This window comes from Burkholderia sp. Ac-20345, from assembly GCF_017104825.1.
Classification (GTDB): domain Bacteria; phylum Pseudomonadota; class Gammaproteobacteria; order Burkholderiales; family Burkholderiaceae; genus Burkholderia; species Burkholderia lata_B.
The window spans coordinates 1-25,772 of the sequence record NZ_JAAGPO010000167.1 but is presented as its reverse complement, the minus strand read 5'-3'; the positions used below and the strand labels follow the sequence as shown (position 1 = coordinate 25,772).

Below are 25,772 nucleotides of genomic sequence, written 5' to 3'. Positions count from 1 at the left end.
AGGTTCGTTTCGATCTGGTCGCGGAATTCGTCCGCGCCCATCTGCTCGAACGGCGCCGTATGGCCGTAGCCCGCGTTGTTCACCAGCACGTCGATGCGGCCGAACACGTCGCGTGCGGCCGCGACGGGCGGCGCGAGATAACGCAGGGCGAGCGTTTCGTAGAGCGGCGGCGCGAAAAAGTGCGATACGCGGCTCGACACCAGCGCAGTGGCCATCAGCGAAATCACGAGCGCGTGACCGTTGATCATCTCCATCACGATCACGAACGACGTGATCGGCGACTGCGTGACGGCCGCCATGTAGCCGACCATCGCGAGCGCGATCAGCATCGGCAGGCTCATGTTGCTGAACACGATGTGCAGCAGGTTGCCGAACCCCGCGCCGATCGACAGCGACGGCGCGAAGATCCCGCCCGGGATGCCCGGCAGGTACGACGCGACCATCGAAATCATCTTCAGGAACGGGTAGAACACCGACAGATGCTGGCTGCCGTCGAGCAGGCCGCGCGCCTCGGCGTAGCCGCTGCCGAAGGTCGTGCCGCCCGATACGAGGCCGACGACGGCGATCGCGAAGCCGCACAGCGCGGCGAACGCGATCGGCCGCTCGCGGTACAGGCCGAGCAGTTGCGCGGGCAGCCAGCGCCCTGTGTTGAGCAGCAGCCAGCAGAACAGGCCGCCTGCGATCCCGGTCACGATCGCGGTGACCAGCACGGCGAGCGCCAGCAGTTTCGGGAAATGGGGGCCGGCATCGATCGTGCCGAAATACGTGTAGTTGCCGTTCAGGCCGAGCGCGACGACGCCGGCGAGGATGATCGCGGTGATCAGCACGCCGCTGGCGCGCGCGGAGAAACTGCGCGTCAGCTCCTCGATCGCGAACACGATCCCGGCGAGCGGCGTATTGAACGCAGCCGACAGCCCGGCCGCCGCGCCGGCGAGCACCAGTTGGCGTTCGATCTGCGCGTTCGAGCGCGGGTAGAAGCGTCGCAGGTTGAACATCAGCGCCGCGCCGACCTGCACGGTCGGCCCTTCGCGGCCGATCGTGAAGCCGCCCAGGATGCCGAGGAACGAGACCAGTACTTTGCCGAACAGGATGCGCAGCGTCAGCAGCCGGGAGCCGAATGCACTCGGGCGCGCATGCAGCGTCGCGATCACCTGCGGGATACCGCTGCCCTCGGCGCCGCGGAAGAAGCGGCGCGTGATCCATACCGACAGCGCGGCGATGGCCGGCGTCAGCAGCAACGGCAGCCACGCGGCGTGGTCGCGCATCGTGCGGAAGGTTTCGTAGCCCCAGTCGATCAATCGCGCGTAAAGTACAGCCGCGAGGCCGACGACGATCGCGCCGAGCCAGAAAACGCCGTACTGGCGCCAGATTCTCAGCGAACGACGGGTGAGGGCGGGAAACAGGGCGGGAAGGGCGGGGCGTGGCATCGACGCGGGCCGGTAGGCAAAGACCGGATTATAAAAAGAACCGGATGCAGGCGGGGGGCGTAAATGTTCCCGAAAGGAGAAGCATTTTGTTGCAAAAGTAATGTTCACGTAATGTTCGCGCATGTAACCATCGTTAGCATGCCAAATTGGCCGGCTTATCCCCACACATCGTGAAACGTATCCTCATCGTGAAAGTGACGTCGCTCGGCGACGTTGTCCAGACGCTACCCGTCGTCGCGGATCTGCATCGCGCCTTTCCGGGCGTAACGGTCGACTGGGCGGTGGACGAATCGTGCGCGGAGGTCGTGCGCTGGCATCCGGGCGTCAGCAATGTCCTTTGCGCGCCGCTGCGCCGTTTCAAGAAGCTGCGCAATCGCGGCGACCTGAAGGCGATCTCGGCGTCGATCGGCGCATTGCGGAGGCACCGCTACGATGCGGTGATCGACCTGCACGGCGTCTACAAGAGCGCGATCATTTCGGTGCTGGCGCGCGCCGCGCGCCGCGTCGGCTACCAGACGAAGGATCTCGGCGAAACGGGCGCACGCTTCGCGTATTCGCATCGGTTCGGCCCGCGGCCGGACTGCGACGCGTGGCACGGGATGCGCGTGAGCGCCGGCGAGGCGCTCGGCTACGCGCCCGAGGGCATCGCCACGTACGGCATCGTCCCGCCGCAGGACGTGAACCTGCCGGCGGCCGTGACCGACGGCTCACCGTTCATGCTGCTGTTCCATGCGACGTCCAACCCCGACAAGAAATGGCCGCCCGACCACTGGGCCGCGCTCGCCACGGAGATGATGGCGCGCGGTGTGCGCGTGCTGTTGCCGTGGGGATCGGCTGCCGAGCACGACGATGCGCGGGACATCGCCGCGCGCGCGCCGGGGGCGGTCGTGCTGCCCGCGATGACGGTGCGCGAGCTTGGCGCGGCGCTCGGCCGGGCTGCGCTCGTGGTGGGGGTCGATACGGGGTTCGTGCACATGGCGCACGCGCTGCAGCGGCCGACCGTGATGATTTTCGTCGCGACGTCGCGGCACCATTGCGGTATCGGCGGCGCACCGAATGCGCTGTCGATCGGCGAGCCGGGCACGATGCCGTCGGTCGGCGAGGCGCTGGACGCGATCGATGCGGTCGGCCCGGCCTACGGTGCGCTGCGCGCGCAGCTGACCGCCTGACGAAGCGGGGCGCGGCGGTTCAGGCGAGCAGCGCCTCGACCGTGACGACGGCGGCAATCGCCGCCAGGTTCGCCAGCAGCGCCTCGAACACGAGGCCGCGCCACGTCTTCGGACGGAAGCGCAGCGCGAGCAGGAGCGCGCCACCCAGCGCGAGTGCGAGGATCAGGACGAGATCGGCATTGCCGAGGCGGATGTTCATGGCGGCGGCTCCTTCGGGGCGGGATCCCGGGCGCGCAGCGGCACACCCGGGATCGAGTATAGGCAGCGCCGGCCGCCGCACAACCCGGGTCGCCCCGGAGTCTCAGACGAGCGACGCGTCGCGCGTTTCGCGCATCAGCAGCACGCCGATCAGGCTGATTGCTGCCGCAACCGATACATAACCGCCGACCCACGACAGCCCGCCGCGCGCCGCCAGCAGTTGCGCGATATACGGCGCGATCGACGCACCGAGGATCCCGCCGAGGTTGTACGCGACGCCCGCGCCCGTATAGCGGACGTTGGTCGGGAACAGTTCCGGCAGCAGCGCGCCCATCGGCGCGAACGTCACGCCCATCAGGAACAGCTCGATCGTCAGGAACAGCGCGACGAGCGGCATCGAGCCGCTGCCGAGCAGCGGCTCCATCGCGAAACCCGACAGCAGCGCGGCGATCGCCCCCACGACGAGTACCGGCTTGCGGCCGAAGCGGTCCGACGCCCAGGCGGAAAGCGGCGTCGCGAGCCCCATGAACACGACCGCGAAGCAAAGCAGGCCGAGGAAACTCTGGCGCGGAATGTGCAGCGCCGACACGCCGTACGACAGCGAGAACACCGTCGAGATGTAGAACAGCGTGTAGCAGACGACCATCGCGAGCGCACCGAGCAGCGTCGGCTGCCAGTGTTGCGTGATGAGTGTCGCGACCGGCACGCGCACGCGCTCGTTGCGATCGAGCGCGGCCTGGAACGCGGGTGTTTCGGTGATCTTGAGCCGCACGTACAGGCCGAGCGCGACGAGCACCGCGCTGACCAGGAACGGGATGCGCCAGCCCCAGCTGCGGAACTGCTCGTCCGACAGCGACAGCGCGAGCGCGAAGAACAGGCCGTTCGACATCAGGAAGCCGACCGAGGGCCCGAGCTGCGGGAACATCCCGAACCAGCCGCGCTTGCCCTGCGGCGCGTTCTCGGTCGCGAGCAGTGCCGCGCCGCCCCATTCGCCGCCGAGGCCGATCCCCTGGCCGAAGCGCAGCACGCACAGCAGCACCGGCGCGAGCGTGCCGATCGCGTCGTAGCCGGGCACGAAGCCGATCGCGGTGGTGGACACGCCCATCACGAGCAGCGACGCGACGAGCGTCGATTTGCGGCCGATGCGGTCGCCGAAGTGCCCGAACAGGAACGACCCGATCGGGCGTGCGATGAACGCGATACCGAACGTCACGAACGCGGACAGCGCCTGTGCGGTCGCGGAGCCATGCGGGAAGAAGACGGGGCCGATGACGAGCGCGGCGGCCGTTGCGTACACGTAGAAATCGTAGAACTCGATCGCGGTGCCGATGAAGCTCGCGAACACGATGCGCCGGTGGCTGACGGCGCCGGCCGAACCGGTTGCGTGTGCAACGGTCGGGGGGGATGCGGACATGGATGTCTCCGTTTTGTCGTTGGGGCGGTCGGCTGGGCGTGCGGTCGGGCAGGCGGACGCCTGCCGGGGGCAGCCGAGCGGATGATGCGGTGGCGGCGTGGACGCGCGCCGTGGCGCGGACGTCACTCGCCGGTCGACGATGGAGACGGGTACGTCGCCGCCGCCCGGTGCCGGCGTGGTCGGCTCGCATGCCGGGTGGGGCGCGCGAACGCGCGCGCGGCGTGATGGCCGCGCGATTGCGGAAAATTATAGCCAGCGCCGCCGCGCACCGGCAATCGCGAGGCGGCCGCCGGTCAATCGATCGATTGCGCCTGTGCCGACGCGGTGCTTTGCAACTGGAAGTGGCCGTCGTCGTTGAAGAGCCAGCCTTCCATCATTTCGAGCCGGCCGTTGCCGTCGAGCAGTCGCGACGGTGGTGGCGGCAGCGGCGCCGAGCGGCGCAGCGACGCGAGCGCGAGCGCTTCCGCTTCGCGGTCGCCGTTGCTGCGATAGACGGACGCGTTGACGAGCCGGCCGCTGCCATCGACGGTGAAGGCCACGACGACGAGCGAACGGAGCATCGCCTGCGGCGTGCCGCGCAGCATGCCGGACGGATTGCGTTCGGCGACGCGATGGGCGACTTCGACGCGGTACTGGTCGAGATTGCCGCTGCGGGTGATCGATGGAATCGTCAGGACCGAGCGCAGTGACGGAGGTGGCGTGATCGTGCACGCCGCGAGCATGGCGACGGCGGCCAGCGCAACTGCACGCAGCCGGTCGACGCGCGGACGGGGAAGGAGGCGCATGGGAGGCTAGCCAGAAGTGACTATAAAAAAATGATAGGCGCACGGACGCGAGCCGATATCGGGAGAAACGCATAACGGGCGATGCCGGACGATGCGATCGCTGATGACGAGCAGGCGTGCACCCGCGCATCGCGATGTGACGTGACATGTGACATGTGACAGCACGCTCGCGAGGCTGCCGTGCGTGTGCATCCCGGCGTGCGTGTTGCAAGGTTGAAAGAATGGCGCGGAACGCGATCGGCGCGCAGGCACGTGGCGATGGCCCGGCCGGGCGCGGCGATGGCTGCACGCAGCACCGCTGCCGATGCCCGCGCAATCGTCGGCGATGCGTGCCGCCCGGTTCAGAAGCCGTGCGTGACGAGCGACAGGATCGACAGGTCGGGGTGCGTGCCGTCGATGATGCTCTTGCCGATGTGCACGGCTTCGTGGACGGCTTCATCGAGGCTCGCGAAGCTTTCCTCGCCGTCCGCGTGGAATGGCACCGCGTGGCCGGGTAACGCGGGATTCGCGCCCGGATGGCACACGTAGCCGGTGTAGGTGTAGCGCGTGTCGCTGCCGGGCACGGTGGCCGGCACGACATGGACCTCGAAGCCTTCGTAATCGACGTGTTCCGTCGGTGTCGACAGTTCGGTCATGGCGATCTCCGTGTACCGCACGCAGGGGTGGCGCGCGCGGCATCGAGTACGCGGCGGCGGTCGTGTCGCCGTGTTGATCGAATTCTAGGTGATCGAGCGGCCGGCGGGGAGGCTTCCGGCACGGTGCGGCGCGACGGCGGGCCGCCGCCCGTGTCCGCCGCTCAGGTGCCGCGCGGGACCCGGCACGAACGCACGTGCCGTTTCGACGGACGGGTTCGCGCGCGGCGCTGCATCATTGTTTGCAGCGTGCGTCCTTGCGCTGCACGACGATGATTACCGGGTATTTCTGGCCGTGATCGAGCTCCACGCGCGCCACGACGGTCAGCGTTGCCGGATCGGAATCGTCGTACACGCTGACCTGTTCGTTCCGGAGATAGGTCACGCCGGTGCAGTTCGACGTGCGACCGTCGTCGCCCACCTTGCACTGGAGGTCGTTGTCCTTCACGTAGTTGTAGGGCGACGGGCTCGCGAGGTATTCGCTCAGGCCGCGCGGCGAGCCGCCGACGCCGGTCACGTAGGCGATCGCGCACGACGCTTGCGCGTCGCTGCCGGAGGCGGTGTCGGCCGTCGCCTGCGTGCTGACGGCAACCAGCAGCGCGGCGAGCGACGAAACGATGAAGGGCTTCATGACGTGGGTTTCCCGTTTCGCGAATCGGAGCGCCGGATTGTAACGGCATCCGGCGTGACGCGTCCGGAAGTGAGGGCACGGCCACGAGAGTGGTCGACGATTTGACTGTAGAATCGCGGCCTGAGAGCGCCAGCCACCATCTGGTGAAAAAACGACGGCAAAAGAAGCAATAAAGGGATTGGAATGAGTGCGCAGGATATCGTGCGGGCGCTTCAAGGGGGGCTGATCCAGCAGGACCGCCTGCTGAAACTCGACACTCCGCTTGGGCCCGACGTGTTGTTGCCGCAGCGTGCGGCGGGGCTTTCGCGGATCGGCCGGCATTACGACTTCACGCTCGATGTGCTGTCGACGCGCAGCGACGTCAAGCTGAAGAGCCTGATCGGGCAGCCCGTTACCCTGTGGATCCAGCAGCCGAACCAGTCGTATCTGCCCCGTCACGGCTATGTCCATATGGTGCGACGGCTCGGATCGGAAGGCGGTCTGACCAGCTACCAGCTCGGTTTCGCGTCATGGATGCATTTCCTCAAGTTCCGCCGCGATCAGCGCATCTGGCAAGACAAGCCGGTCGACGAAATCCTGCGGGACGTGTTCAACGCGCACCCGCAGGCGAAAGGCCGATTCGAGTTCGCGCTGTCGAAGCCGCTGTCGCCTCGATCGTATTGCACCCAGTACGAGGACGATTGGTGCTTCGCGCACCGGCTGATGGAGGAAGAAGGCCTGTTCGGCATCTGGAAGCAGGCCGACGACGGTCAGTCCCACTCCCTGACCGTGACGGATGGCGTGGATACCTGCGCGCCGCTTGCCGCGAGGACCGTGCGATTTTCCCGTTATGGCGCGAACAGCGAGGTCGATGCGCTGGTTCGATGGTCCGACTTGCGCACGCTGCATAGTGCCGCGCTCACTACCCGTACCTTCGACTACAAGAGTCCGTCACCCCTGGCGAATCCGAAGGGGACGCACATGCCGACGGTGTCGCACGAACTGCCCGAGCAGCTCGAGATGTATGAGTATACGGGCCCGTACACTTATCTGAAGCAGGAGCGCGGCGACCACCTGACCAAGGTGCGGCTGGAAGAGTGGGAGTCGAGTGCCAAGCGGTTCTACGGCGCGGGCGGCTTGCGCGGCGTCGATGCGGGTGTGTGGTTCGAGCTCGCGGGGCACCCCGAGCACGACCGGGAATCCGGCGACCGGCGACAGTTCGTCGTCGTCGAGACGGCCTGGCTGATCCAGAACAACCTGCCGGGCTCGAGCCATCACGCGAACTTCGCACACAGCCTGCGGCACCGGATCGACGAAGCGGTCGCGGAGCATGGCGGAGAGCCAGCCGGGTTGAGCGTGCCGCATCACGACGGTTCCGAGGGCTTTTTCCTGACGGAAATCGAGGCGCAGCGCAAATCCGTTCCCTATCGCAGTCCGTTCGAACACCACAAACCGGTCATGCAGATGCAGACGGCCACCGTGGTAGGCCAGCAGGGCAACGCGATCCATACGGACGAGATGGGGCGCGTCAAGGTGCAGTTCCACTGGGACCGCGTCGGCCAGCGCGACGAGCGCAGCTCGTGCTGGATGCGTGTCAGCCAGCCGTGGGGCGGGCAGGGGTTCGGGATGATCCATGTGCCTCGGATCGGGGACGAAGTCATCGTTTCGTTCCTGGACGGATGCCCGGACCGGCCCGTCATCACGGGCCGCGTGACCAACGGCATCAACGTCGTACAGTGGAAGCTGCCGGACAACCAGGCACTGTCGGGCCTGCGCTCGCGCGATCTCGGCGGTGCGCAGGCGAACCAGGTCGTGGCCGACGATACGCCGGGCCGGTTGCAGGTGCAGGTGTCGAGCGACCACGAGCAGTCGCGCCTCGTGGTCGGCTACAACACGCGTATCGACGGTCATGCGGGGCGCGCGAGCGGGCGCGGGACCGGATGGGAGCTGGCCACCGACGCGTGGGGCGTGCTGCGCGCGAATCGCGGCATGCTGGTGACGACCGAAGCGCGTACCGGCGCGAGCGCTCCGGTGAAGGACCTCGGCGAGACGGTGCAGCGTCTGGCGCAGGCGCGCGAGTTGCATGACACGCTTGCCAAGGCGGCGATCCAGGCCCAGGCGCAGGACGGACAGGATCAGCCCGCGGTGGTCGAGGCGCTTCGGAAGCAAGGTGACGAAATCGGCGGGCAGGGCGGCGGAGATTACCCGGAGCTGTCGAAGCCGCATCTGGTCGTCGCGTCGCCGGCTGGAATCGAAGCGACCACGGCGGGCAGTACGCACATTGCGAGCGCGGAGCATACGGCGCTCACCGGCGGCGGCCATGTCAGCGTGAGCAGCGGCAGCAGTCTGCTGGCCACCGCCCGCAACGCGATCCGTTTCTTCGCCTACAAGCTGGGCATCCGGATGATCTCCTATGCCGGCGACATCGACATCAAGGCGCTGCAGAAGAACCTGAATCTGCTGGCGAAGCTGGACATCACGCAGAGCGCGAACCGAATCACGATCCGCGCGACCGAGGAGGTGATGCTTCACGGCGGCGACAGCTATATCAGCCTGAAGAGCGGCAAGATCACGGTCGGCGGCGAGTTGTACGAGGTCAACGCTCAGGCGCAAAACATGCCGCCGAAACCCATGGGCGTGAGCCCGAATGGGTTGCCCGACGTTCAGGCGAACGACCAGCGGTTCAGGGTGCTGTCTCCGACGGGCAAGCCGCTTCCCGGGGTGGACTATCGGCTCACGACGCCGTCCGGCGGCCACATCTTCGCGACGGACGGTCTGGGGCGCTCGCCGATGGTGAATACGGCAGAACAGGAAAATGCAGAGTTCCAGTTGCACTGGGACGACTTTGCAGCGGCGTCCGACCGCGCAGGCGCGTAACGGAACACGGGAACTCGACTAGGAGCGGAAGGCTTTGGCAGACAATCTGAAGGCAACAGCGCAGACCAACCCGGAATCGAAGGTCTGCGTGGACGCGCAGTGCAATTGCAACATCATCTGGTCGCTCGCGCAGCAGTTCTCCATGCGGCAGATCGTGACGAATGCGCGTTCGCACAATCACATGCCCGATTATCGTGAAGGCGAAGGGCACGTGTCGGGGCAGCAGGTCGAGACCCAGGCGCCAGCGTTCGTCAGCGACCCGGAGGTCAGGGCTCGCCGTATCGCCGCCGCCTATGCGCGCGTGTTTCTCGAGCAGTTCCACCTGGGCGATACGAGCAAGGTCGGCCGCTTCTACTGGCTGGGACTCGGTGCATTCGCGTCGAAGCAGGTCGCCGCGACGCTCGCGCTGTGGCAGGTGCGATATGCCGGGCGCTGGACCGAATTGCGGGCGGGGCTAGGCCGCGGCAATCTCTGGCTCTTCAACGACGTGCTGGCGTGGTTCTACGCGTATGCCGCCGGGTCCGATACGTTCGACAAGTGCGTGCAATCGCGTGACAGCACCCAGTTCGTCAAGCAGGTGGCCGTCAACTTTACTCGACAGGTTGGATACGACGAAGCGATCGACAAGGTACCGTTCGAAATCGACGGAGAAACCGGCGCCAAGAAAAAGCAGTTGGGCTATCTCAAGTCCACGTCGATTATTGTTGCAGGATTCAACAAGATAAAGCAGTGGGAAGCGGGCGATGAGCAAAGCCGGGCGATCTGGGCTTTCCAGCACCTGGTTTTGATTGCGCAACACGAGCAGGGCGAGGTGTTGCAGGGGCTGATCTACGAAAACAAGAAGTTCAAGCGATGGCTTGGCGTGCAGCGCGGCGCACTGGCGTCTTCGGACGATACGGCGATCAACAACTCGGTCCAGTCGATGCAGCACGGTCTGTCGGACGGTTCCGAGATTGCGCTGGCACCGGTCATTCGCGCGCTGGTTCCCAGCCTTCAACTCGTGCTCACGTCCGATGACAAGACGGACAGCATCGAATTCAGGTCGGATGCGCCGGACCGCCTGGTTCTGGAGGACTATCAGAAGCGCATGGACTGGATCCAGACGGCAGCAACGAAGTACGACGGGTTGATGCAGGGGCCTAGGAAGCAAGTCATGCTCGATTATCTTGGAACGATCAAAAGCTGGGGCGACAGACCCGATACCTGATGAAAAAGACTCATTTCCTTGTACTGATCCTCGGGGCGCTCCTGCTTGGCGTCGTACTCGCATCGCACAACGGGAACGCCCGCTCAACCCTCGACAACCGCAACGGCATGAATTCATCACTTACAGTTATCCGGCTCGGCGATCCCAAGGACTCCGATCTCAACGGTCCGGGCGCGTCCGTCGACAATCATCCGTCAGGTGCGAGCTTTTATCAGCATGACTGGATGCGCGGCAATCTCGGCACGGTGAAGTTCATGCAGGGGACGCATGGCTTCGTGCTGGACAACGTGCTGTCCGCGGTGGGTTCAGCGGACAAGGATGTGCCGGGCGGCATCTACACGTGGAATATCAATTTTGGCGTCAGCCCCGAGCAGGCCGACACGCACGAGGCCGCATTGGCGCGCATGACGAAACTGTTTCAGGATCTGCGCGCGAACGGCTGGGTCCGGTACATCGACGTCAGCAATCCGCGCCTGACCGGCAAGCAGGCGTGGGACTACATGAAGACGTATTCGATTTATTCCCTCGATTCCGGTTACACACCGACGATCGAGGAGTGGAAGGCCGCCGTGAAGGAAATGCCGAGATGGGTGTTTTATGCAGATGGCGCCTATCTGGAGATTTCGCTGTCGGAGAAGAACATGGGCGGCTTTGTCGGGAAGACGACCTATCTTCTGACGGCTCGCATCAGGAACGAGTATGCGTTCTACGGGCTGGGGTATTTCCCCGGGAACGCCGAAAAAATTCGCAACTGGAAGACGCTGTTGCCCGCGGAACTGCAGAAGTACCACGCGAAACGCATCGCTACCGAGGCTGCCCTGAAGGGGCAGGGCTATACGATCGACACGGCTTACCAGGATCCGCCCATCCAGGCGTTGAAGTGACGTGTCCGCCCATTCGTGACGAGGTGATGCAGGTGATGCGAGCAACAGTAGGCGGGAAGGCGCAGATCGTGGTGGGCGACACGACCAGTCATGGCGGGCGGGTGATTTCCGGCAGCCCTTCTTCGACATGGGGGCGCGAGGCGATTCCGATCGCGCGCAAAGGCGACAAGGTGACCTGTCCGATTTGCGCACCTCATGTCTTCGAGATTGCGGAGGGTTGTGCGAACAGTCTGGATTTCGGTGCGCCGGTTGCGCTGGAAGGGCACACGACGACGTGCGGCGCGGTGCTGCTGGCCCAGCCCGGCGGTGCCGAGTCGTGAACGGCACCGTCGATTGCGCGTGACCACGCACACGAATCGTGTCGACGATGCACCGTGAGCAGCGCAGGTGGATGTCCGCGAGCGCCTGATCGCTGTCGGAAATGAAAAACGGGCCGAGCGGCCCGTTTTCTTTGAAGCTCTGGCGGAAGCGGTGAGATTCGAACTCACGGACAGTTTCCCGTCGCCGGTTTTCAAGACCGGTGCCTTAAACCGCTCGGCCACGCTTCCACACGAGGCGGCATTGTAACCGAAATGCCGCGATGGTCATTCCTTCAATCGTCGCGCAGGAACAATTCCTGCAGGTCGTTGAGGAAACGCTGGCCGAGCGGCGTCGGTGCGATCTGCGCGAAATCGCGCGCGATCAGCCCGCGCCGTTCCGCTTCCTGCAGCGCCGGCTCGATCGTGCTCATCGGCAGGCCGGTGCGTTCGGCGAAGCTGTGCACGGGGAAGCCCTCGACCAGCCGCAGCGTATTCAGCATGAACTCGAACGGCAGGTCGCGCGCGCCGACTTCACGCTCCTCCTGCACGGCCGTGCCGGCCATCGCCTGCTCGATGAAAGTGGCTGGATGCTTGTAGCGTGCCTGCCGCAGGATCCGGTTCGGGAACGACAGCTTCGTGTGCGCGCCAGCACCGATCCCGAGATAGTCGCCGAAGCGCCAGTAGTTCAGGTTGTGCTTGCACTGATGATTCGGCTTCGCATACGCGGAAACTTCGTAGCGTCCGTAACCGGCTTCGGCCGTACGCGCGTGGATCCATTCCTGCATGTCGGCCGATGCGTCGTCGTCGGGCACGACCGGCGGGAACTTCGCGAACAGCGTATTCGGCTCGAGCGTCAGGTGATACAGCGACAGATGCGGCGGCGCGTACGACAGCGCGGTCTCGATGTCGGTACGGCATTCGTCGAGCGTCTGGTTCGGCAGCGCGAACATCAGATCGAGGTTGAAGTTGTCGAAGTTCTTCGCGGCGATCTCGACGGCCGCACGCGCCTGCGCGGTGTCGTGAATCCGGCCGAGCGCCTTCAGGTGCGTCTCGTTGAAGCTCTGGATGCCGACCGACAGGCGATTCACGCCGCTCGCTCGGAACTGCGTGAACTTTGCGGCCTCGAATGTGCCCGGATTCGCCTCGAGCGTGATTTCGGCATCGGCGTCGAGCGGCAGCAGCGCGCGCACGTCGGACAGCATCCGGTCGAGGCCGGCTGCCGACAGCAGGCTCGGCGTGCCGCCGCCGATGAACACCGTATGCACCTGCCGGCCCCACACGAGCGGCAGCGCCTGCTCGAGATCGGCACGCAGCGCGTCGAGATACTCGGTTTCCGGAAACCGTTCACCCTTCCACTCGTGCGAGTTGAAATCGCAGTACGGGCACTTGCGCACGCACCACGGGAAATGCACGTACAGCGCGAGCGGCGGCAGCGACGTGAGCCGTACCTGGCCGGGCGACGTGAAGGTCGCGACGACGCGCGCGCCGGTTTCCGCGGCCTGGCTCATGCAACCTCCGTTGGCGAACGGGTATCGGGCGTGCTCATGCTTCCTCCGCGAGCCGCGCCAGCAGCGCCTTCAGCGCCAGCGCGCGATGGCTGTGCGTGTTCTTCACGGCTGGCTCGAGTTCCGCGGCCGTCGCGCCGAGCGACGGCAGGTAGAAATACGGGTCGTAGCCGAATCCGTGCTCGCCGCGCGGCGTGTCGACGATCTCGCCCGCCCAGCGCCCTTCGGCGAACAGCGGCTCGGGGTCGTCCGCATGGCGCACGAGCGCGAGCACGCAGCAATAGTATGCGCGCCGGTCGTCGACGCCGCGCAGCTGCTCGACGAGATACGCGTTGTTCGCCGCGTCGCCCTTGTCGCGGCCCGCGCGCTGCGCGTAGCGCGCCGAATAGACGCCCGGCGCGCCGCGCAGCACGCGCACGCACAGGCCCGAATCGTCGGCGATCGCCGGCAGCCCGGTGAGCCGCGACGCGTGGCGTGCCTTCGTCAGCGCATTCTCGATGAAGGTGCCGAACGGTTCTTCCGCTTCCGGCACGGCAAGGTCGCCCTGCGGGACGATCTCGATGCCGACCGTCGAGAACAGCGCGGTGAATTCGCGCAGCTTGCCGGCGTTGTTCGACGCGAGAACGATGCGCGACAGCGGGGCGATGGTGTGGTCGTCCGGCATGTCAGGCGCCCAGCACGTCTTTCTGAAGCTGCACGAGCTCGGCGATCCCGCCTTGCGCGAGGTCGAGCAGCGCGTTCATCTCGGCGCGCGAGAACGGCACGCCTTCGGCCGTACCCTGGACTTCGACGAAGCCGCCGGCACCCGTCATCACGACGTTCATGTCGGTGTCGCACTGCGAATCTTCCGCGTAATCGAGGTCGAGCACGGGCGCGCCTTCGTACACGCCGACCGAGATCGCGGCGACGTGATCGGTGATCGGCGAGCGCGTGAGCTTGCCGGCCGCGATCAGCTTCGACACGGCGTCGTGAGCGGCGACGAACGCGCCGGTGATGCTCGCCGTGCGCGTGCCGCCGTCGGCCTGGATCACGTCGCAGTCGATGTGGATCGTGCGCGGGCCGAGCGCTTCGAGGTCGAATACCGCGCGCAGCGCGCGACCGATCAGGCGCTGAATTTCCTGCGTGCGGCCGGTCTGCTTGCCGCGTGCGGCTTCGCGGTCGCTACGCGTGTGCGTCGCGCGCGGCAGCATCCCGTACTCGGCGGTCAGCCAGCCTTGCCCGCGGTCGCGCAGGAAGTCGGGCACGCGTTCGGAGACGCTCGCGGTGCAGAGCACCTTGGTGTCGCCGAATTCGACCAGCACCGAGCCTTCGGCATGTTTCGTGTAGTGGCGCGTAAGGGCGACCTTGCGCAGTTCGTCGGCGCGGCGGCCGCTCGGGCGGGAAACGGAGGACGTCATGTGGGAATCGCGGAACGAGAGGAAACCCCGATTTTAGCGCCGAACGGCGGGCGTGCCCGGCGGGGTGGTCTGCAAAAATGGGATAATGCGCGCTTCCCGCCCCGCGCTTTACGATGCGCCGGGCGCCTCGACATATCCCCGCCCGAGAGGGCACCCAGACGGCGAGACGAACCATGATCTACAGCATGACGGGCTACGCGAGCGCGACGCGCGAACTCGCAACGGCCACCGGCAACGGCGGCACCAGCGTGTCGGTCGAACTGCGCACCGTGAACTCGCGCTTCCTCGACCTGAATTTCCGGATGCCGGACGACGTGCGCGCGTGCGAACCCGCGCTGCGCGAAATGCTGATGAACAAGCTGTCGCGCGGCAAGGTCGACATCCGGATCAACCTGCAGCGCGGCGAGCAGAGCATCGGCGCGGGCGCGCTGAACCAGTCGGCGCTTGGCCAGCTCGCCGAGCTCGAGCGCTCGGTGCTCGACACGTTCCCGGGCGTCGGCCGCCTGCGCGCGGGCGAGATCCTGCGCTGGCCCGGCGTGATCGCCGAGAGTGGCGTGTCGGCGGAAGCGATCCGCGACGCGGTGCTCGCGTGCGGCAAGGAAGCGATCGGCGAGCTCGTCGTCGTGCGTTCGCGCGAAGGCGCGCAGCTGGCGACGATGCTGCTGTCGAACGTCACCGAGATGGAAGCGATCGTCGCGCGCATCACGCCGCTCGTGCCGGAACTGATCGCGAAACATCAGCAGAAGATCGTCGAACGGCTGCAGGAAGCGCTCGGCATCGCGGCGCCCGAAGGCAGCTCGACGATCGTCACGCGCGAGGAAGCCGCGGAGCGCATTCGTCAGGAAGTGACGATGTACGGGATCCGGATCGACATCGCGGAAGAGCTGTCGCGGCTCACCGCGCACCTGAACGAAACGCGTCACGTGATCGAGAAGGGCGGCCGCGTCGGCAAGCGTCTCGATTTCATGATGCAGGAGCTGAATCGAGAAGCAAACACGCTCGGCTCGAAGGCGGCGGCGAAGGAACTCGCCGACGCATCGATGGCGCTCAAGCTGTTGATCGAGCAGATGCGTGAGCAAGTGCAAAACCTGGAGTAAAAAGATGAAACAACCCCCACGCTCACTACGTTCACTGCCCCCCGAGGGGGCGGTCAGCCTCCTTGGGGCGGCCCGGCGGAGGCTGACATGACCCAACCCACCCACGACGGCCACACCGCGCATTCGCTGCATGGCGGCGTCTATCCGGGCAACCTGTTCATGGTCATTGCGCCGTCGGGCGCCGGCAAGTCGACGCTCGTGAATGCGCTGCTGTCGAAGGACCACGACATCTGCCTGTCGATCTCGTACACGACGCGCAAGCCGCGCCCGGGCGAACAGGACGGCCGGCACTATCACTTCACGACGGTCGAGGATTTCCGCACGCGTCACACGGCGCACGAATTCCTCGAGAGCGCGGAAGTGCACGGCAACTACTACGGCACGTCGCGCGTCTGGATCGAAGAGCAGATGAAGAACGGCCACGACGTGCTGCTCGAGATCGACTGGCAGGGCGCGCTGCAGGTGAAGAAGCAGTTCCGCAACGCGGTCGGCATCTTCATCCTGCCGCCGTCGCTCGACGCGCTCGAGGAGCGCTTGAAGAAGCGCGGCCAGGACGAACCGAACGTGATCACGCGCCGCCTGCTGGCCGCCGGCAGCGAGATCGCGCACGCGTCGGAAGCGGAATACGTGGTGATCAACGAGAATTTCGAGCGTGCGCTCGCGGAGCTCGAATGCATCGTCGCGGCCACGCGCCTGCGCTTTGCTTCGCAGTACGCTCGACACACGGAGCTGTTCATCGAGCTCGGCATCCATCTGCCCCACGCGGAATGACGCGGGGGACGAGGGACATAAGGTAGAATAAGGACTATATTCAGAAGGAATTACCAACATGGCTCGCATTACCGTCGAAGACTGCCTGAAGCAAATCCCGAACCGCTTCGAACTGGCGCTCGCCGCCACCTATCGCGCGCGGCAGCTCGCGCAAGGCCATACGCCGAAGATCGAAAGCCGCGACAAGCCGACCGTCGTCGCGCTGCGCGAAATCGCTGCCGGCCAGGTCGGCGTCGAGATGCTGAAGAAGGTGCCGGTGTAACGCGCATCCGGCCCGTTCCAGCCATGTAATCCACGCGCGCAACGACTCGACCTGGAGGCGAATATGAGCACCACCCCATCGTCCGCCTCCGCGGATTCGACCACCGAAGCCACGGCCCAGTCGCCTGCGCGCCAGTACATCGACGCGGTCCTCGAACAGTCCTTCCGGCATCTGTTCGGGCCGACCGCCACACCGGAGCAGCCTCGCAAGCACGGCGTCGTTTCGATCGCGAAACTGACGGCCGCGCTTGCCGAGTATCTCGCTCCGGAAGAAATCAAAGAGGTCAAGGCGGCGTTCCACTTCAGTGACGAAGCCCACCTCGGTCAATACCGCCAGAGCGGCGAACCCTACATCACCCATCCCGTTGCCGTCGCGGAAATCTGCGCCGGCTGGAAGCTCGACGCGCAGGCTGTCATGGCCGCGCTCCTGCACGACGTGATGGAAGACCAGGGCGTGACCAAGAGCGAGCTGGCCGAACGGTTCGGCCCAAAGGTCGCCGAACTGGTCGACGGCCTGTCGAAGCTCGACAAGATGGAGTTCCGCAGCCGCGAGGAAGCGCAGGCGGAAAACTTCCGCAAGATGCTGCTCGCGATGGCACGCGACGTGCGCGTCATTCTCGTCAAGCTCGCCGACCGCCTGCACAACATGCGCACGCTCGGCGCGGTGCCGATGGAAAAGCGCCGCCGCGTCGCACGGGAAACGCTCGACATCTACGCGCCGATCGCGCACCGCCTCGGGTTGAACAACACGTATCGCGAGCTGCAGGACATGAGCTTCGCGAACTTCAACCCGCATCGCTACGCGACGCTCGAGAAGGCCGTGAAGGCTGCGCGCGGCAACCGCCGCGAAGTGATCAGCAAGATCCTCGAGGCCGCGCAGCGCGCGATGGCCGATGCGAAGATCGACGCCGAGATCACCGGCCGCGAAAAGACCATCTACAGCGTGTACCGCAAGATGCGCGACAAGCAGCTGTCGTTCTCGCAGGTGCTCGACGTGTACGGTTTTCGCGTCGTCGTCGACAGCCCGCTCGACTGCTACACGTGCATCGGCGCGCTGCACGCGCTGTACAAGCCCGTGCCCGGCAAGTTCAAGGACTACATCGCGATCCCGAAGATCAACGGCTATCAGTCGCTGCACACGACGCTCGTCGGCCCGTTCGGCGCGCCGATCGAGTTCCAGGTGCGCACGCGCAAGATGCACGAGATCGCCGAGGCAGGGGTCGCCGCGCACTGGCTGTACAAGAACGGCAGTGCGGATCTCAGCGACGTGCAGAAGCGCGCGCACCAGTGGCTGAAGTCGCTGCTCGACATCCAGAGCGAAGCCGGCGATTCGAGCGAATTCCTCGAGCACGTGAAGATCGACCTGTTCCCCGACGCGGTCTACGTGTTCACGCCGAAGTCGAAGATCATGGCGCTGCCGCGCGGCGCGACGGCACTCGATTTCGCGTATTCGATCCACAGCGATCTCGGCAACCAGTGCGTGGCCGTGAAGATCAACAACGAGCTGCTGCCGCTGCGTACCGAGCTGAAGAGCGGCGACATCGTCGAGGTGATCACGGCGCCGTATTCGAAGCCGAACCCCGCATGGCTCGGCTTCGTGCGTACCGGCAAGGCGCGCTCGGCGATCCGTCACTACCTGAAGACGATGCGCCTGAACGAATCGGTGCAGCTCGGCGAGCGGCTGGTCGACCAGAGCCTGAAGGGCTACGGTCTCGCGTTGGCCGATGTCGAACCGGAAGTGTGGGAGAAGCTCGTGCAGTGGACGGGCAACAAGAGCCGCCAGGAAATCTTCGCGGACATCGGCCTCGGCCGTCGCGTGGCCGCGGTGATGGCCAAGCGCATCGAGGTGCTGATGAGCGGCCGCGACGCGGACGACGATCTGCCGAAGTCCGAGCGGCATCCCGCGCACCATGCGCCGCCGGTCGTGATTACCGGCACCGAAGGGATGTCGGTGCAGTTGTCCGCGTGCTGCCGGCCGATTCCGGGCGACGCGATCATGGGCTACATCGGCATCGGCCTGGGGATGGCGATTCATACGACCGATTGCCGCGTGGCGCAGCGTATTCATCGCCGTGATCCGGGCCGCTGGATCGACGTCGAATGGGCGCCGCAGCCGGGCCGCCTGTTCGATGTCGCGGTGAAGGCGCTCGTGAAGAACACGAAGGGCATCTTTGCGCGCGTGGCGGCGGACATCACGTCGGCCGACGCAAACATCGTGCATATCGCGATGGACGAGGATCTGACGCATGAATCGACGGTGCTGCGCTTCGTGATCCAGGTCAGCGACCGTGTGCATCTCGCGAACGTGATGCGGCGCGTGCGAACCAATCCGGACGTGATGCGGATCATGCGCGAGCGTTCGACCGACGACGGCGCGCATGCGCGTCACGACGGCGGCATGCGCATCGAGCGCGAGCGGCAGGATTATTGACGCTTGGCCAGGGCGGGCGATCGATCGACGGCGGCCAATGGCCGCCGTTTTCATTTGTGCGGCCGGAGGAGCGAACGTGTGGCGTTGCCTGCGTTCTTCCGAAATGGGGAGCCACGCAAGCGCGCGGTGCCGTGTCCAAACGAGGGAAGGGGAGGTAGAAAAGAAAAAGGGCTTTCCCGGAGGAAAGCCCTTTTAAGGTGGCGCGGCTGGCAGGATTCGAACCCACGACCCCTTGGTTCGTAGCCAAGTACTCTATCCAACTGAGCTACAGCCGCACGCAAAACGGTACTTCTCAACTGTCGGAACCTTCTGCGATGGGAAGGCCCCCAAAAAAGTGGCGCGGCTGGCAGGATTCGAACCCACGACCCCTTGGTTCGTAGCCAAGTACTCTATCCAACTGAGCTACAGCCGCACGCAAAACAAAACTTCTACTGCTTCGAACTGAAAGGGCCTTCGGTTCAGAAGGCCCTCGAAAAAAGTGGCGCGGCTGGCAGGATTCGAACCCACGACCCCTTGGTTCGTAGCCAAGTACTCTATCCAACTGAGCTACAGCCGCACGCAGAAGCGAAATTATAGCAGGGTTGTATAAAAAGGGAAGCCTTAATCGCAAATTAGGTGCATGACCTTGCCGGGGCGCCCTTCGTGTACCCTTGGAGCATCAGTCATCCATGTTGAATCTGCATCATGAACAAGGCGTTTGTCAAAGAGTCGGACGGTGACGACGACGATCTCGACCAGGCCCAGCCGGCGATCCCGGCGGGTGCGAAGAACTACATCACGCCCGCCGGCCACAAGCGGCTGAGGGACGAACTGCTGAACCTGATCGACGTCGAGCGTCCGGAGGTCGTGCGGCTCGTGTCCTGGGCCGCGTCGAACGGCGACCGGTCGGAGAACGGCGACTACATCTACGGCAAGCGGCGGCTTCGCGAGATCGATCGCCGCATCCGCTTCCTGACGAAGCGGCTCGATCTGGCCGAAGTCGTCGATGCGAGCCGGCAGGACAACGTCGACCAGGTGTTTTTCGGTGCAACGGTCGATTACGAGACGCCGGACGGCGAGGATCACACGATCACGATCGTCGGGATCGACGAGGTCGATCTCGATCGCGGCTGCGTCAGCTGGATTTCGCCGGTCGCGCGTGCGCTGATCAAGGCGAAGATCGGCGATACCGTGATGCTGATGACGCCGGCCGGCCCGCAGCCGATCGACGTGCTCGACGTTCGTTACCCGGCGCCTGGCGCCTGAGCGACGCCCGGCACGGCCCGGCAAAGAAAAAGCGCCCCGATGGGGCGCTTCGTCATCCGGCGTGCAGCGGATGCGCCGGTCGCTCAGAAGCGATGGCGCATGCCGGCCGTGACCGCGATCTGCTTGTTGGTCGATGACGCGGCGCCCAGCCCGTTGATGTTGGCGCCGAGGTTGAGGCCGTCGTTGTTGACCTTCTGGAACTCGCCCTGCAGGTAGACGTCGGTGCGCTTCGACAGCGCATAGTCGGCTTGCAGGTTGAACTGGTGCCAGGTCGGCTTGTCGCCGGCCAGGCGGCCCTGCGTGTACGTGTAGGAGCCGGCGAGCGACAGTGCCGGCGTCAGCGCGTAGCGGCCGTTGAGTTCGTAGTTGCTGAAGCGTGCGGTTCCGCCGAGGCCCGTGATGCCGCCGGACACGCCGGACTGCCCCGCGCTGATCGCGCGGATGCCGGTCAGGCGCGTCTGCGTGAACACGAAGCCGACCGTGGCAGGGCCGAACCCGTAATTCAGGCCGGCGCCCCAGGTGCGCTGCACGCGAGATGCGAAGGTCCAGTCGCCGGTCACCGCGCCCGGATCGGACGCTGCCTGCGCAAGCGCGTTCACGTCGCTGTTCAACTGCAAGTAGGCCGCGGCGAAGTTGAAGCCCAGGTAGCTGTACGACACGCCGCCGCTATACGCGCGGTTGTTTGCGAAAGCCGTCGAGTTCGAGAACCCGTACAACGCACCGAACTTGAGGCCGCCGTAGTTCGCGCTCTGGTACTTGACCGAGTTGTTGATCCGGAACGAATTGTTCAGGTTGTCGTTGTCGAACGGGTGAGCGAACTGCGTGCCGCCGTACTGGGTACCGGTCAGCGACAGCGGCCCGAGATAGTCGACGACGCTGTCGTACTGCCGGCCCAGCGTCAGCGAACCGTAGCTGCTGTGTGCGAGGCCGACAAACGCTTGCCGGCCGAATTCGCGGCCGTTCTGCTTCAGCGCGCCGTTATTGATGCCGAAACCATTTTCCAGCGTGAAGATCGCTTTCAGGCCGCCGCCGAGATCTTCGGTGCCGCGCAAGCCCCAGCGGCTGCCGTTGACCGAACCGCTCGTTTCCTGCCAGGCGCTGTGGCCGTGCTGGTTGTTCGTGTAGGTGATGCCAGCGTCGATCAGGCCATAGAGCGTCACGCTGCTTTGGGCATGGGCTGCCGTAACGAATACACCCGACAACGCGGTGACGATCAGGGTTTTTTTCATGGATCTGTCTCCAAACAGGATGATGTCGATCGAACCTGCGGCGGACTGGCATGTTTTGCTTGACGCTGCGGCCGGTCCGGCAGAGCGGCGGTGCGCTTATCAAAAAGCCATCTGCAGTGTACGGAGTGCGTGGAGCGGGGGAGGTTTACGCTTTAAGCAATAATATATTTTGGAATCCGCAAAGATCGTCGAGGCAACGCAAACGATTGCCCATCAAGGCTTTGCGGCAGTGCAGCGAAGGAAAATGGAGATCAGGACTACGTAACGGGCGTTGCGCGATCGCGACAGGTGATCAGCAGGAGGCGAGGGCGGCCATAGCGCGATTATTGACACATCGGCAATAGAGGTTTGTGTGGAGCATGGATAATGAAAGGTTGTTCTCTCGTTATACTGCGATCTCTGCTTTCCGAAGCAGACTTTTTCGTTGACGGAAAAGATCTCCAAACCTTTGTCGGCGCGACTTCCCAGTCGCGCTTTTTTTTTGCCCCGCCTGTGCGCGTGCTATTGCGCGTACGAGCGCCGCTTGTGCTTGCGCTTGGCCGCGGGCGCGGCCTCCTTGGCTTCATTGGGGGGCGGAGTGTATGTCCAGTCTTCCATCACGTAGTGACGGGCATCGAGAGGCGATGCGAGCAGGTTCTGCCAGTGATCGCCGTGCCAGGTCGGATCGAATTCGGTGTCGCACGGCGCTTCGCGCGAGGACGCGGATTCGGCCAGGGCGCGGGACTTGCGGCGTACGCGTCCGAGCCGGCTCGCGAAGCGCTTGATTCCGTCCAGCCACATGACCTTCTCCTTCCTTCCGACGTTGAGTGAGCATCTCAATGTCCCCGGATTTCCGCAACCCGGAAAAAACCCGAGGGATTTACCGAGTCGACTCGTCCCCGGTAGAAATTTCACGGGTAAGATTATCAATGCTCTGATCCCGGTAATACTGACAGGTTTTTGATGCGAATCAATTAATAAAAGGCGATGGTGTACCGATTCCAATGGCATTAGCGCTTTTTTGATAAAACGTTTGTCAAAAATTTCCTTGACGCACCCGGATTGTCCAATTTATAAAGTCAGCACTCCGTCCTCGGGCGGCGTGCTGGTGCGGGTGCTGGCGCAATGTTTCGGGATTTCGGGAAACGGCTATAAAAATAGCTTTTTTGATCTAATCGAGTGGGGAACGAAGACATGGATACCGGTATCGTGAAATGGTTTAACGATGCTAAAGGTTTTGGCTTTATTACGTCGGACAATGGCGGTGAAGATTTGTTTGCACACTTTTCCGAAATCAAGATGGACGGCTTCAAGACGCTGAAGGAAAACCAGCGTGTTTCGTTCGACGTGAAAGTCGGGCCGAAAGGCAAGCAGGCAGCGAATATCCAGGCGGTCTGACGCGCCACGCATTGCCGATCACGTCCGGCCCCCGCATTGCGGGGGCTTTTTGTTTTCCGGGGGCGGAACATTCTGGTTCGGGCTGGCCGCGAACCGGGATGCCGGTGCATACTCACGGAAGCATCGTTTCCCAGTCTTTTCATGTCTGATTCCCCCCGTCCGTCCGATCCCGCCAGCGAACAGCCGCTCGTTTTCGTCGACCTTGAAACCACTGGCGGTTCGCCCGCCGAACACCGCATCACCGAAATCGGCGTGGTCGAAATCGGCCCGCTCGGCGTGTCGACGTGGACGACACTCGTCAATCCGGGCCAGCTGATCCCGCCGTTCATCCAGCAACTGACGGGCATTTCGGACGAGATGGTGCGCGACGCGCCGTCGTTTGCGTCGCTGGCGACCGCGTTGTTCGAGCGGCTCGACGGCAAGCTTTTCGTCGCGCATAACGCGAGCTTCGATCGCGGTTTCCTGCGGGCCGAATTCGAGCGCGCCGGCTTCGCATTCAATCCCGACGTGCTGTGTACCGTGCGGCTGTCGCGTGCGCTGTTCCCGCGTGAAGCGCGGCACGGGCTCGACGCGTTGATCGAACGTCATGGCCTCGTGCCGGCCGCGCGCCACCGGGCGCTGGCGGATGCCGACCTCCTGTGGCAGTTCTGGCGCCTGTTGCACGACATCGTGCCGCTCGAGCGGCTGCGTGACCAGATCGCACGCACGACGCGGCACTTCCGTCTGGGCGGCGATCTGACCGAAGCCTGGCTCGATACCGCGCCGGCCGGGTGCGGCGCGTACGCCTTGTTCGGGGAAGAAGACGCGCCGCTGTATGTCGGCCGCAGCGTGCGTGTGCGGCAGCGGCTGCGCGCGCTGCTGACGGGCGAGCGCCGTTCGTCGAAGGAAATGCGGCTGGCACAGCAGGTACGGCGTGTCGAATGGCGCGAGACGGGCAACGAGCTGGGGGCGATGCTCGCCGAAGCGCAATGGATCGCCCGGCTACGCCCGTCGTACAACCGGCGCCCCGCTGCCGACACGGTTCGTGCCGGCGGTGCGCCCTGGCCGTTCGAAGGTGCCGTTGCCTTCGAGGCGAGTGGCGAGCGTCACCTGTTTCATGTGATCGATGGCTGGCGTTATCTCGGCGCGGCGGAATCGCTCGATGCGGCCGCGCGGCTCGCGGCCGACGGGACGGACGGCGTGTTCGAACCCTTCACCCATCGCTTGCTGCAGACGCATCTTGCACGCGGCCTGCAACTGATCCCGCTCGCCGCGCTCACCCCTGCGGGGCAAGCGGGTTAATCCAGCGCGGCCGCGCGAACCGCGCCCGCTGCCGTCAGCCGATCGCGCTTGCGCCGCCGGCCGAGCAGACATGCGACAGCGCGGTGTCGAGTGCCTGCGTTTGCTTGGAGTCGTAGCGCGTGAGCGTCTTCCAGTTCGCGATGCTGCGCGCGAGCCGCGCCTGGCAATCAGGCGCATCGCGCAGCGGTGCAACCTGCGCGAGCCCCGCGAGCATTTTCTGCGTCAGCCGGTCGAGCGCCGGGCGCGTGCTGGCCGCGAGATCGGGTGGCGTGCCTTCTGGCGGCTGCGTCGCGCGCCAGGTTGCGAACAGCGCGTTCTGCACATCCTTGCTCGCGCTGATCTGATCCTCGAAGAACGTCCGCGCGAACGCGGGATCGACGCCGGCCTGTGCCGCGCGCTTCTCGACCGATGCGAGCAGTTCCGCTTCGCGCGGCCGGTCCTCGATTGCCTTGTGATTCGCCCATTTCCAGCGAGCGACCGGTTCGGCGAGCGCAAGGCGCTGCGACGCGAGTGCGACGATGTTGGTGAGGGCGGTGTCGTCGCCGTCTGCAATGGCAATGCGCGGGGACGAAAAGAGGGCGACGCCGAGCGCGGCGACAGCGAGGCTGGCACGAATGGCTTGCTTCATCGGAACGGTCGGGAGAGCCGGGCGGGCCGGAAGTGGAAAACCAGAAGGATAGACGAAGACAGTCGCGCGGCGTAGCGCAGCGACCGGAGAATCAGCAGGCGAGCTGATCCGGCACCGTCAGGCTGTTGCGGCCCGGGTGCGAGGCGAATTGCGCGCGATGCGCAGTGATGAACCGCACGATAGCGATGATCGACACGTGGCGGTTACAGAACCGAACAGGCGTTCACTTCGGCGAGTACAGCTTGTGCTGCTCGTCGAAGAATGCCCGCACGTGGTCGGGCAATTCGGCGAGGAATTCCACGCCGACGGGTTCCGGATCCGGGCTCATCACTTGCTCGGGCGGTGGCATGCGAGTGGGTCTTTCGTCCATGGTCATTTCTCCAGCAGGTTCAATGATTATCAACCTCGCGCTTGGATTTATGCCAGTGTCGAATCGTTAGATTTTGTCTCTGTTGTATTAACGGCACATGCGCTCCGACGCGCGCTGCGATGCCGACTATTGCATCGTGCGGAATCGGCAGCGATCGGGCCGCTTGCTATACTTGCGCGCACTTTTTCTGGACCGCGATGAGACGAACGACGCGATGGATCGGCCTCGTATGGCTGGCGCTGGTACTGAACGTACTGTCGCCCGTCATCGGCTATGCGCGTCTTGCATCGAGCGGCTCCGGCGAGCTCACGCTCGAGTTGTGCAGTGCAGCGGGCGCCCGCCAGGTCGTGCTCGCGCGGGCGGGCGGCGATCGCGACACGTCGTCGTTCGACCATGCCGGCGTGCCGCACTGCGTGTACTGCCCCGGCTTCGCGGCGAACATGGCGCTCGGGTCGAGCCTGCCTGCGCTGCCGGGCTTCGTGCGGACGTTCGCCTATCGCTCAGCCGCCCCCGTCGTTCCCGATTGTCCCCGCAAGGGCATCCGTCTCGCTTAGCCCGTGCCAGAACCCGCCGCCTGAATCGATGATGCCGTGGAATAGAGCGTTCCCGACACCTTGGCGTTGCCTGCGACCTGCAGCGTCGTGTTGCCGTCGTCCACGCTGCCATTGCCGACCAGCA

Annotated in this window: 26 protein-coding genes and 4 tRNA genes; 13 read left to right on the top strand and 17 right to left on the bottom strand. The window is 64.9% G+C overall.

Annotated features, from left to right (window positions below):
* A partial coding sequence (locus G3O06_RS36325; RefSeq protein ID WP_241020421.1) for a chloride channel protein occupies positions 1–1,427 on the bottom strand: 1,427 nt, incomplete at its 3' end.
* 170 nt (positions 1,428–1,597) lie between these two features.
* Here G3O06_RS36325 and waaC point away from each other — a divergent pair.
* A complete protein-coding gene (gene waaC / locus G3O06_RS36320) occupies positions 1,598–2,596 on the top strand; it encodes a lipopolysaccharide heptosyltransferase I (RefSeq protein ID WP_174968525.1) in 999 nt (332 codons plus the stop codon).
* A gap of 19 nt (positions 2,597–2,615) precedes the next feature.
* Here waaC and G3O06_RS36315 read toward each other — a convergent pair whose 3' ends face one another.
* The 5 genes from G3O06_RS36315 to G3O06_RS36295 all read right to left on the bottom strand — a co-directional run bounded on the left by G3O06_RS36315 (position 2,616) and on the right by G3O06_RS36295 (position 6,256).
* Complete coding sequence (locus G3O06_RS36315) at positions 2,616–2,795, bottom strand: hypothetical protein (RefSeq protein ID WP_021164136.1); 180 nt, start codon at positions 2,793–2,795, stop codon at positions 2,616–2,618.
* Positions 2,796–2,897: 102 nt separating this feature from the next.
* Positions 2,898–4,208, bottom strand: a complete 1,311-nt coding sequence (locus G3O06_RS36310; RefSeq protein ID WP_205819061.1) for an MFS transporter — start codon at positions 4,206–4,208, stop codon at positions 2,898–2,900.
* 293 nt (positions 4,209–4,501) lie between these two features.
* Positions 4,502–4,993, bottom strand: coding sequence for an energy transducer TonB (locus tag G3O06_RS36305; protein WP_174968527.1), 492 nt, complete (start codon positions 4,991–4,993; stop codon positions 4,502–4,504).
* Between the two features lie 341 nt (positions 4,994–5,334).
* Positions 5,335–5,628, bottom strand: a complete 294-nt coding sequence (locus G3O06_RS36300) for a hypothetical protein (protein WP_174918277.1) — start codon at positions 5,626–5,628, stop codon at positions 5,335–5,337.
* 232 nt (positions 5,629–5,860) lie between these two features.
* A complete protein-coding gene (locus G3O06_RS36295; RefSeq protein ID WP_174918278.1) occupies positions 5,861–6,256 on the bottom strand; it encodes a hypothetical protein in 396 nt (131 codons plus the stop codon).
* Positions 6,257–6,439: 183 nt separating this feature from the next.
* Between G3O06_RS36295 and tssI the strand changes: the two genes are divergently transcribed.
* Genes tssI through G3O06_RS36275 form a run of 4 tightly spaced genes read left to right on the top strand, consistent with a single transcriptional unit; the run spans position 6,440 to position 11,523 of the window.
* A complete protein-coding gene (tssI, locus tag G3O06_RS36290; RefSeq protein ID WP_205819060.1) occupies positions 6,440–9,112 on the top strand; it encodes a type VI secretion system tip protein TssI/VgrG in 2,673 nt (890 codons plus the stop codon).
* Between the two features lie 34 nt (positions 9,113–9,146).
* Positions 9,147–10,319 carry a hypothetical protein gene (locus tag G3O06_RS36285; RefSeq protein WP_205819059.1) on the top strand — a complete coding sequence of 391 codons (1,173 nt, stop codon included), beginning with the start codon at positions 9,147–9,149 and terminating at the stop codon, positions 10,317–10,319.
* Positions 10,319–11,203, top strand: a complete 885-nt coding sequence (locus tag G3O06_RS36280) for a hypothetical protein (RefSeq protein WP_205819058.1) — start codon at positions 10,319–10,321, stop codon at positions 11,201–11,203. The genes G3O06_RS36285 and G3O06_RS36280 overlap by 1 nt, the downstream gene beginning before the upstream one ends.
* Positions 11,204–11,229: 26 nt before the next feature.
* Positions 11,230–11,523, top strand: coding sequence for a PAAR domain-containing protein (locus tag G3O06_RS36275; RefSeq protein ID WP_205819062.1), 294 nt, complete (start codon positions 11,230–11,232; stop codon positions 11,521–11,523).
* A gap of 140 nt (positions 11,524–11,663) precedes the next feature.
* On the opposite strand, the gene G3O06_RS36270 is transcribed toward G3O06_RS36275, so the two are convergent.
* The 4 genes from G3O06_RS36270 to rph all read right to left on the bottom strand — a co-directional run bounded on the left by G3O06_RS36270 (position 11,664) and on the right by rph (position 14,404).
* Positions 11,664–11,751: transfer RNA gene (locus tag G3O06_RS36270), tRNA-Ser, on the bottom strand.
* Positions 11,752–11,795: 44 nt separating this feature from the next.
* Positions 11,796–13,010 carry a radical SAM family heme chaperone HemW gene (gene hemW, locus G3O06_RS36265; protein ID WP_174968528.1) on the bottom strand — a complete coding sequence of 405 codons (1,215 nt, stop codon included), beginning with the start codon at positions 13,008–13,010 and terminating at the stop codon, positions 11,796–11,798.
* Positions 13,011–13,044: 34 nt separating this feature from the next.
* Positions 13,045–13,671, bottom strand: a complete 627-nt coding sequence (gene rdgB, locus G3O06_RS36260) for an RdgB/HAM1 family non-canonical purine NTP pyrophosphatase (RefSeq protein WP_027788105.1) — start codon at positions 13,669–13,671, stop codon at positions 13,045–13,047.
* Position 13,672: 1 nt separating this feature from the next.
* Complete coding sequence (gene rph / locus G3O06_RS36255) at positions 13,673–14,404, bottom strand: ribonuclease PH (protein WP_122944747.1); 732 nt, start codon at positions 14,402–14,404, stop codon at positions 13,673–13,675.
* A 173-nt stretch (positions 14,405–14,577) separates the two neighbouring features.
* Between rph and G3O06_RS36250 the strand changes: the two genes are divergently transcribed.
* From G3O06_RS36250 to G3O06_RS36235, 4 genes are all read left to right on the top strand, one after another.
* Entirely contained in the window at positions 14,578–15,501 is a 924-nt protein-coding gene (locus G3O06_RS36250; protein ID WP_174918280.1) for a YicC/YloC family endoribonuclease, read from the top strand.
* An 87-nt stretch (positions 15,502–15,588) separates the two neighbouring features.
* Positions 15,589–16,272 carry a guanylate kinase gene (gmk, locus tag G3O06_RS36245; RefSeq protein ID WP_205819057.1) on the top strand — a complete coding sequence of 228 codons (684 nt, stop codon included), beginning with the start codon at positions 15,589–15,591 and terminating at the stop codon, positions 16,270–16,272.
* Positions 16,273–16,330: 58 nt separating this feature from the next.
* A complete protein-coding gene (rpoZ, locus tag G3O06_RS36240) occupies positions 16,331–16,534 on the top strand; it encodes a DNA-directed RNA polymerase subunit omega (RefSeq protein ID WP_006025620.1) in 204 nt (67 codons plus the stop codon).
* A 63-nt stretch (positions 16,535–16,597) separates the two neighbouring features.
* Positions 16,598–18,964 carry a bifunctional (p)ppGpp synthetase/guanosine-3',5'-bis(diphosphate) 3'-pyrophosphohydrolase gene (locus G3O06_RS36235; RefSeq protein ID WP_174918282.1) on the top strand — a complete coding sequence of 789 codons (2,367 nt, stop codon included), beginning with the start codon at positions 16,598–16,600 and terminating at the stop codon, positions 18,962–18,964.
* 198 nt (positions 18,965–19,162) lie between these two features.
* Here G3O06_RS36235 and G3O06_RS36230 read toward each other — a convergent pair.
* The 3 genes from G3O06_RS36230 to G3O06_RS36220 all read right to left on the bottom strand — a co-directional run bounded on the left by G3O06_RS36230 (position 19,163) and on the right by G3O06_RS36220 (position 19,520).
* A tRNA-Arg gene (locus G3O06_RS36230) sits at positions 19,163–19,239 on the bottom strand.
* Positions 19,240–19,299: 60 nt separating this feature from the next.
* Positions 19,300–19,376 (bottom strand) — tRNA-Arg (locus tag G3O06_RS36225).
* Between the two features lie 67 nt (positions 19,377–19,443).
* Positions 19,444–19,520: transfer RNA gene (locus G3O06_RS36220), tRNA-Arg, on the bottom strand.
* Between the two features lie 128 nt (positions 19,521–19,648).
* Here G3O06_RS36220 and greB point away from each other — a divergent pair.
* A complete protein-coding gene (greB, locus tag G3O06_RS36215) occupies positions 19,649–20,209 on the top strand; it encodes a transcription elongation factor GreB (RefSeq protein ID WP_205819056.1) in 561 nt (186 codons plus the stop codon).
* 83 nt (positions 20,210–20,292) lie between these two features.
* On the opposite strand, the gene G3O06_RS36210 is transcribed toward greB, so the two are convergent.
* The gene (locus G3O06_RS36210; protein ID WP_205819055.1) at positions 20,293–21,438 is read right to left on the bottom strand and encodes a porin; all 1,146 of its coding nucleotides are present in this window, start codon (positions 21,436–21,438) and stop codon (positions 20,293–20,295) included.
* 501 nt (positions 21,439–21,939) lie between these two features.
* Positions 21,940–22,218 carry a hypothetical protein gene (locus G3O06_RS36205; RefSeq protein ID WP_205819054.1) on the bottom strand — a complete coding sequence of 93 codons (279 nt, stop codon included), beginning with the start codon at positions 22,216–22,218 and terminating at the stop codon, positions 21,940–21,942.
* Between the two features lie 393 nt (positions 22,219–22,611).
* Here G3O06_RS36205 and G3O06_RS36200 point away from each other — a divergent pair, with 393 nt between their 5' ends.
* The gene (locus tag G3O06_RS36200) at positions 22,612–22,815 is read left to right on the top strand and encodes a cold-shock protein (protein WP_011351289.1); all 204 of its coding nucleotides are present in this window, start codon (positions 22,612–22,614) and stop codon (positions 22,813–22,815) included.
* A 141-nt stretch (positions 22,816–22,956) separates the two neighbouring features.
* Positions 22,957–24,096, top strand: coding sequence for an exonuclease domain-containing protein (locus G3O06_RS36195; protein ID WP_205819053.1), 1,140 nt, complete (start codon positions 22,957–22,959; stop codon positions 24,094–24,096).
* Positions 24,097–24,130: 34 nt separating this feature from the next.
* On the opposite strand, the gene G3O06_RS36190 is transcribed toward G3O06_RS36195, so the two are convergent.
* Positions 24,131–24,724 (bottom strand): chorismate mutase, encoded by a 594-nt coding sequence (locus G3O06_RS36190; protein ID WP_205819052.1) that lies wholly within the window; start codon positions 24,722–24,724, stop codon positions 24,131–24,133.
* Between the two features lie 223 nt (positions 24,725–24,947).
* Positions 24,948–25,094 (bottom strand): hypothetical protein, encoded by a 147-nt coding sequence (locus G3O06_RS36185; RefSeq protein ID WP_006756195.1) that lies wholly within the window; start codon positions 25,092–25,094, stop codon positions 24,948–24,950.
* 197 nt (positions 25,095–25,291) lie between these two features.
* On the opposite strand from G3O06_RS36185, the gene G3O06_RS36180 reads away from it, so the two are divergent.
* Positions 25,292–25,648 carry a DUF2946 domain-containing protein gene (locus G3O06_RS36180; protein ID WP_205819051.1) on the top strand — a complete coding sequence of 119 codons (357 nt, stop codon included), beginning with the start codon at positions 25,292–25,294 and terminating at the stop codon, positions 25,646–25,648.
* Positions 25,649–25,772 lie beyond the last annotated feature (124 nt).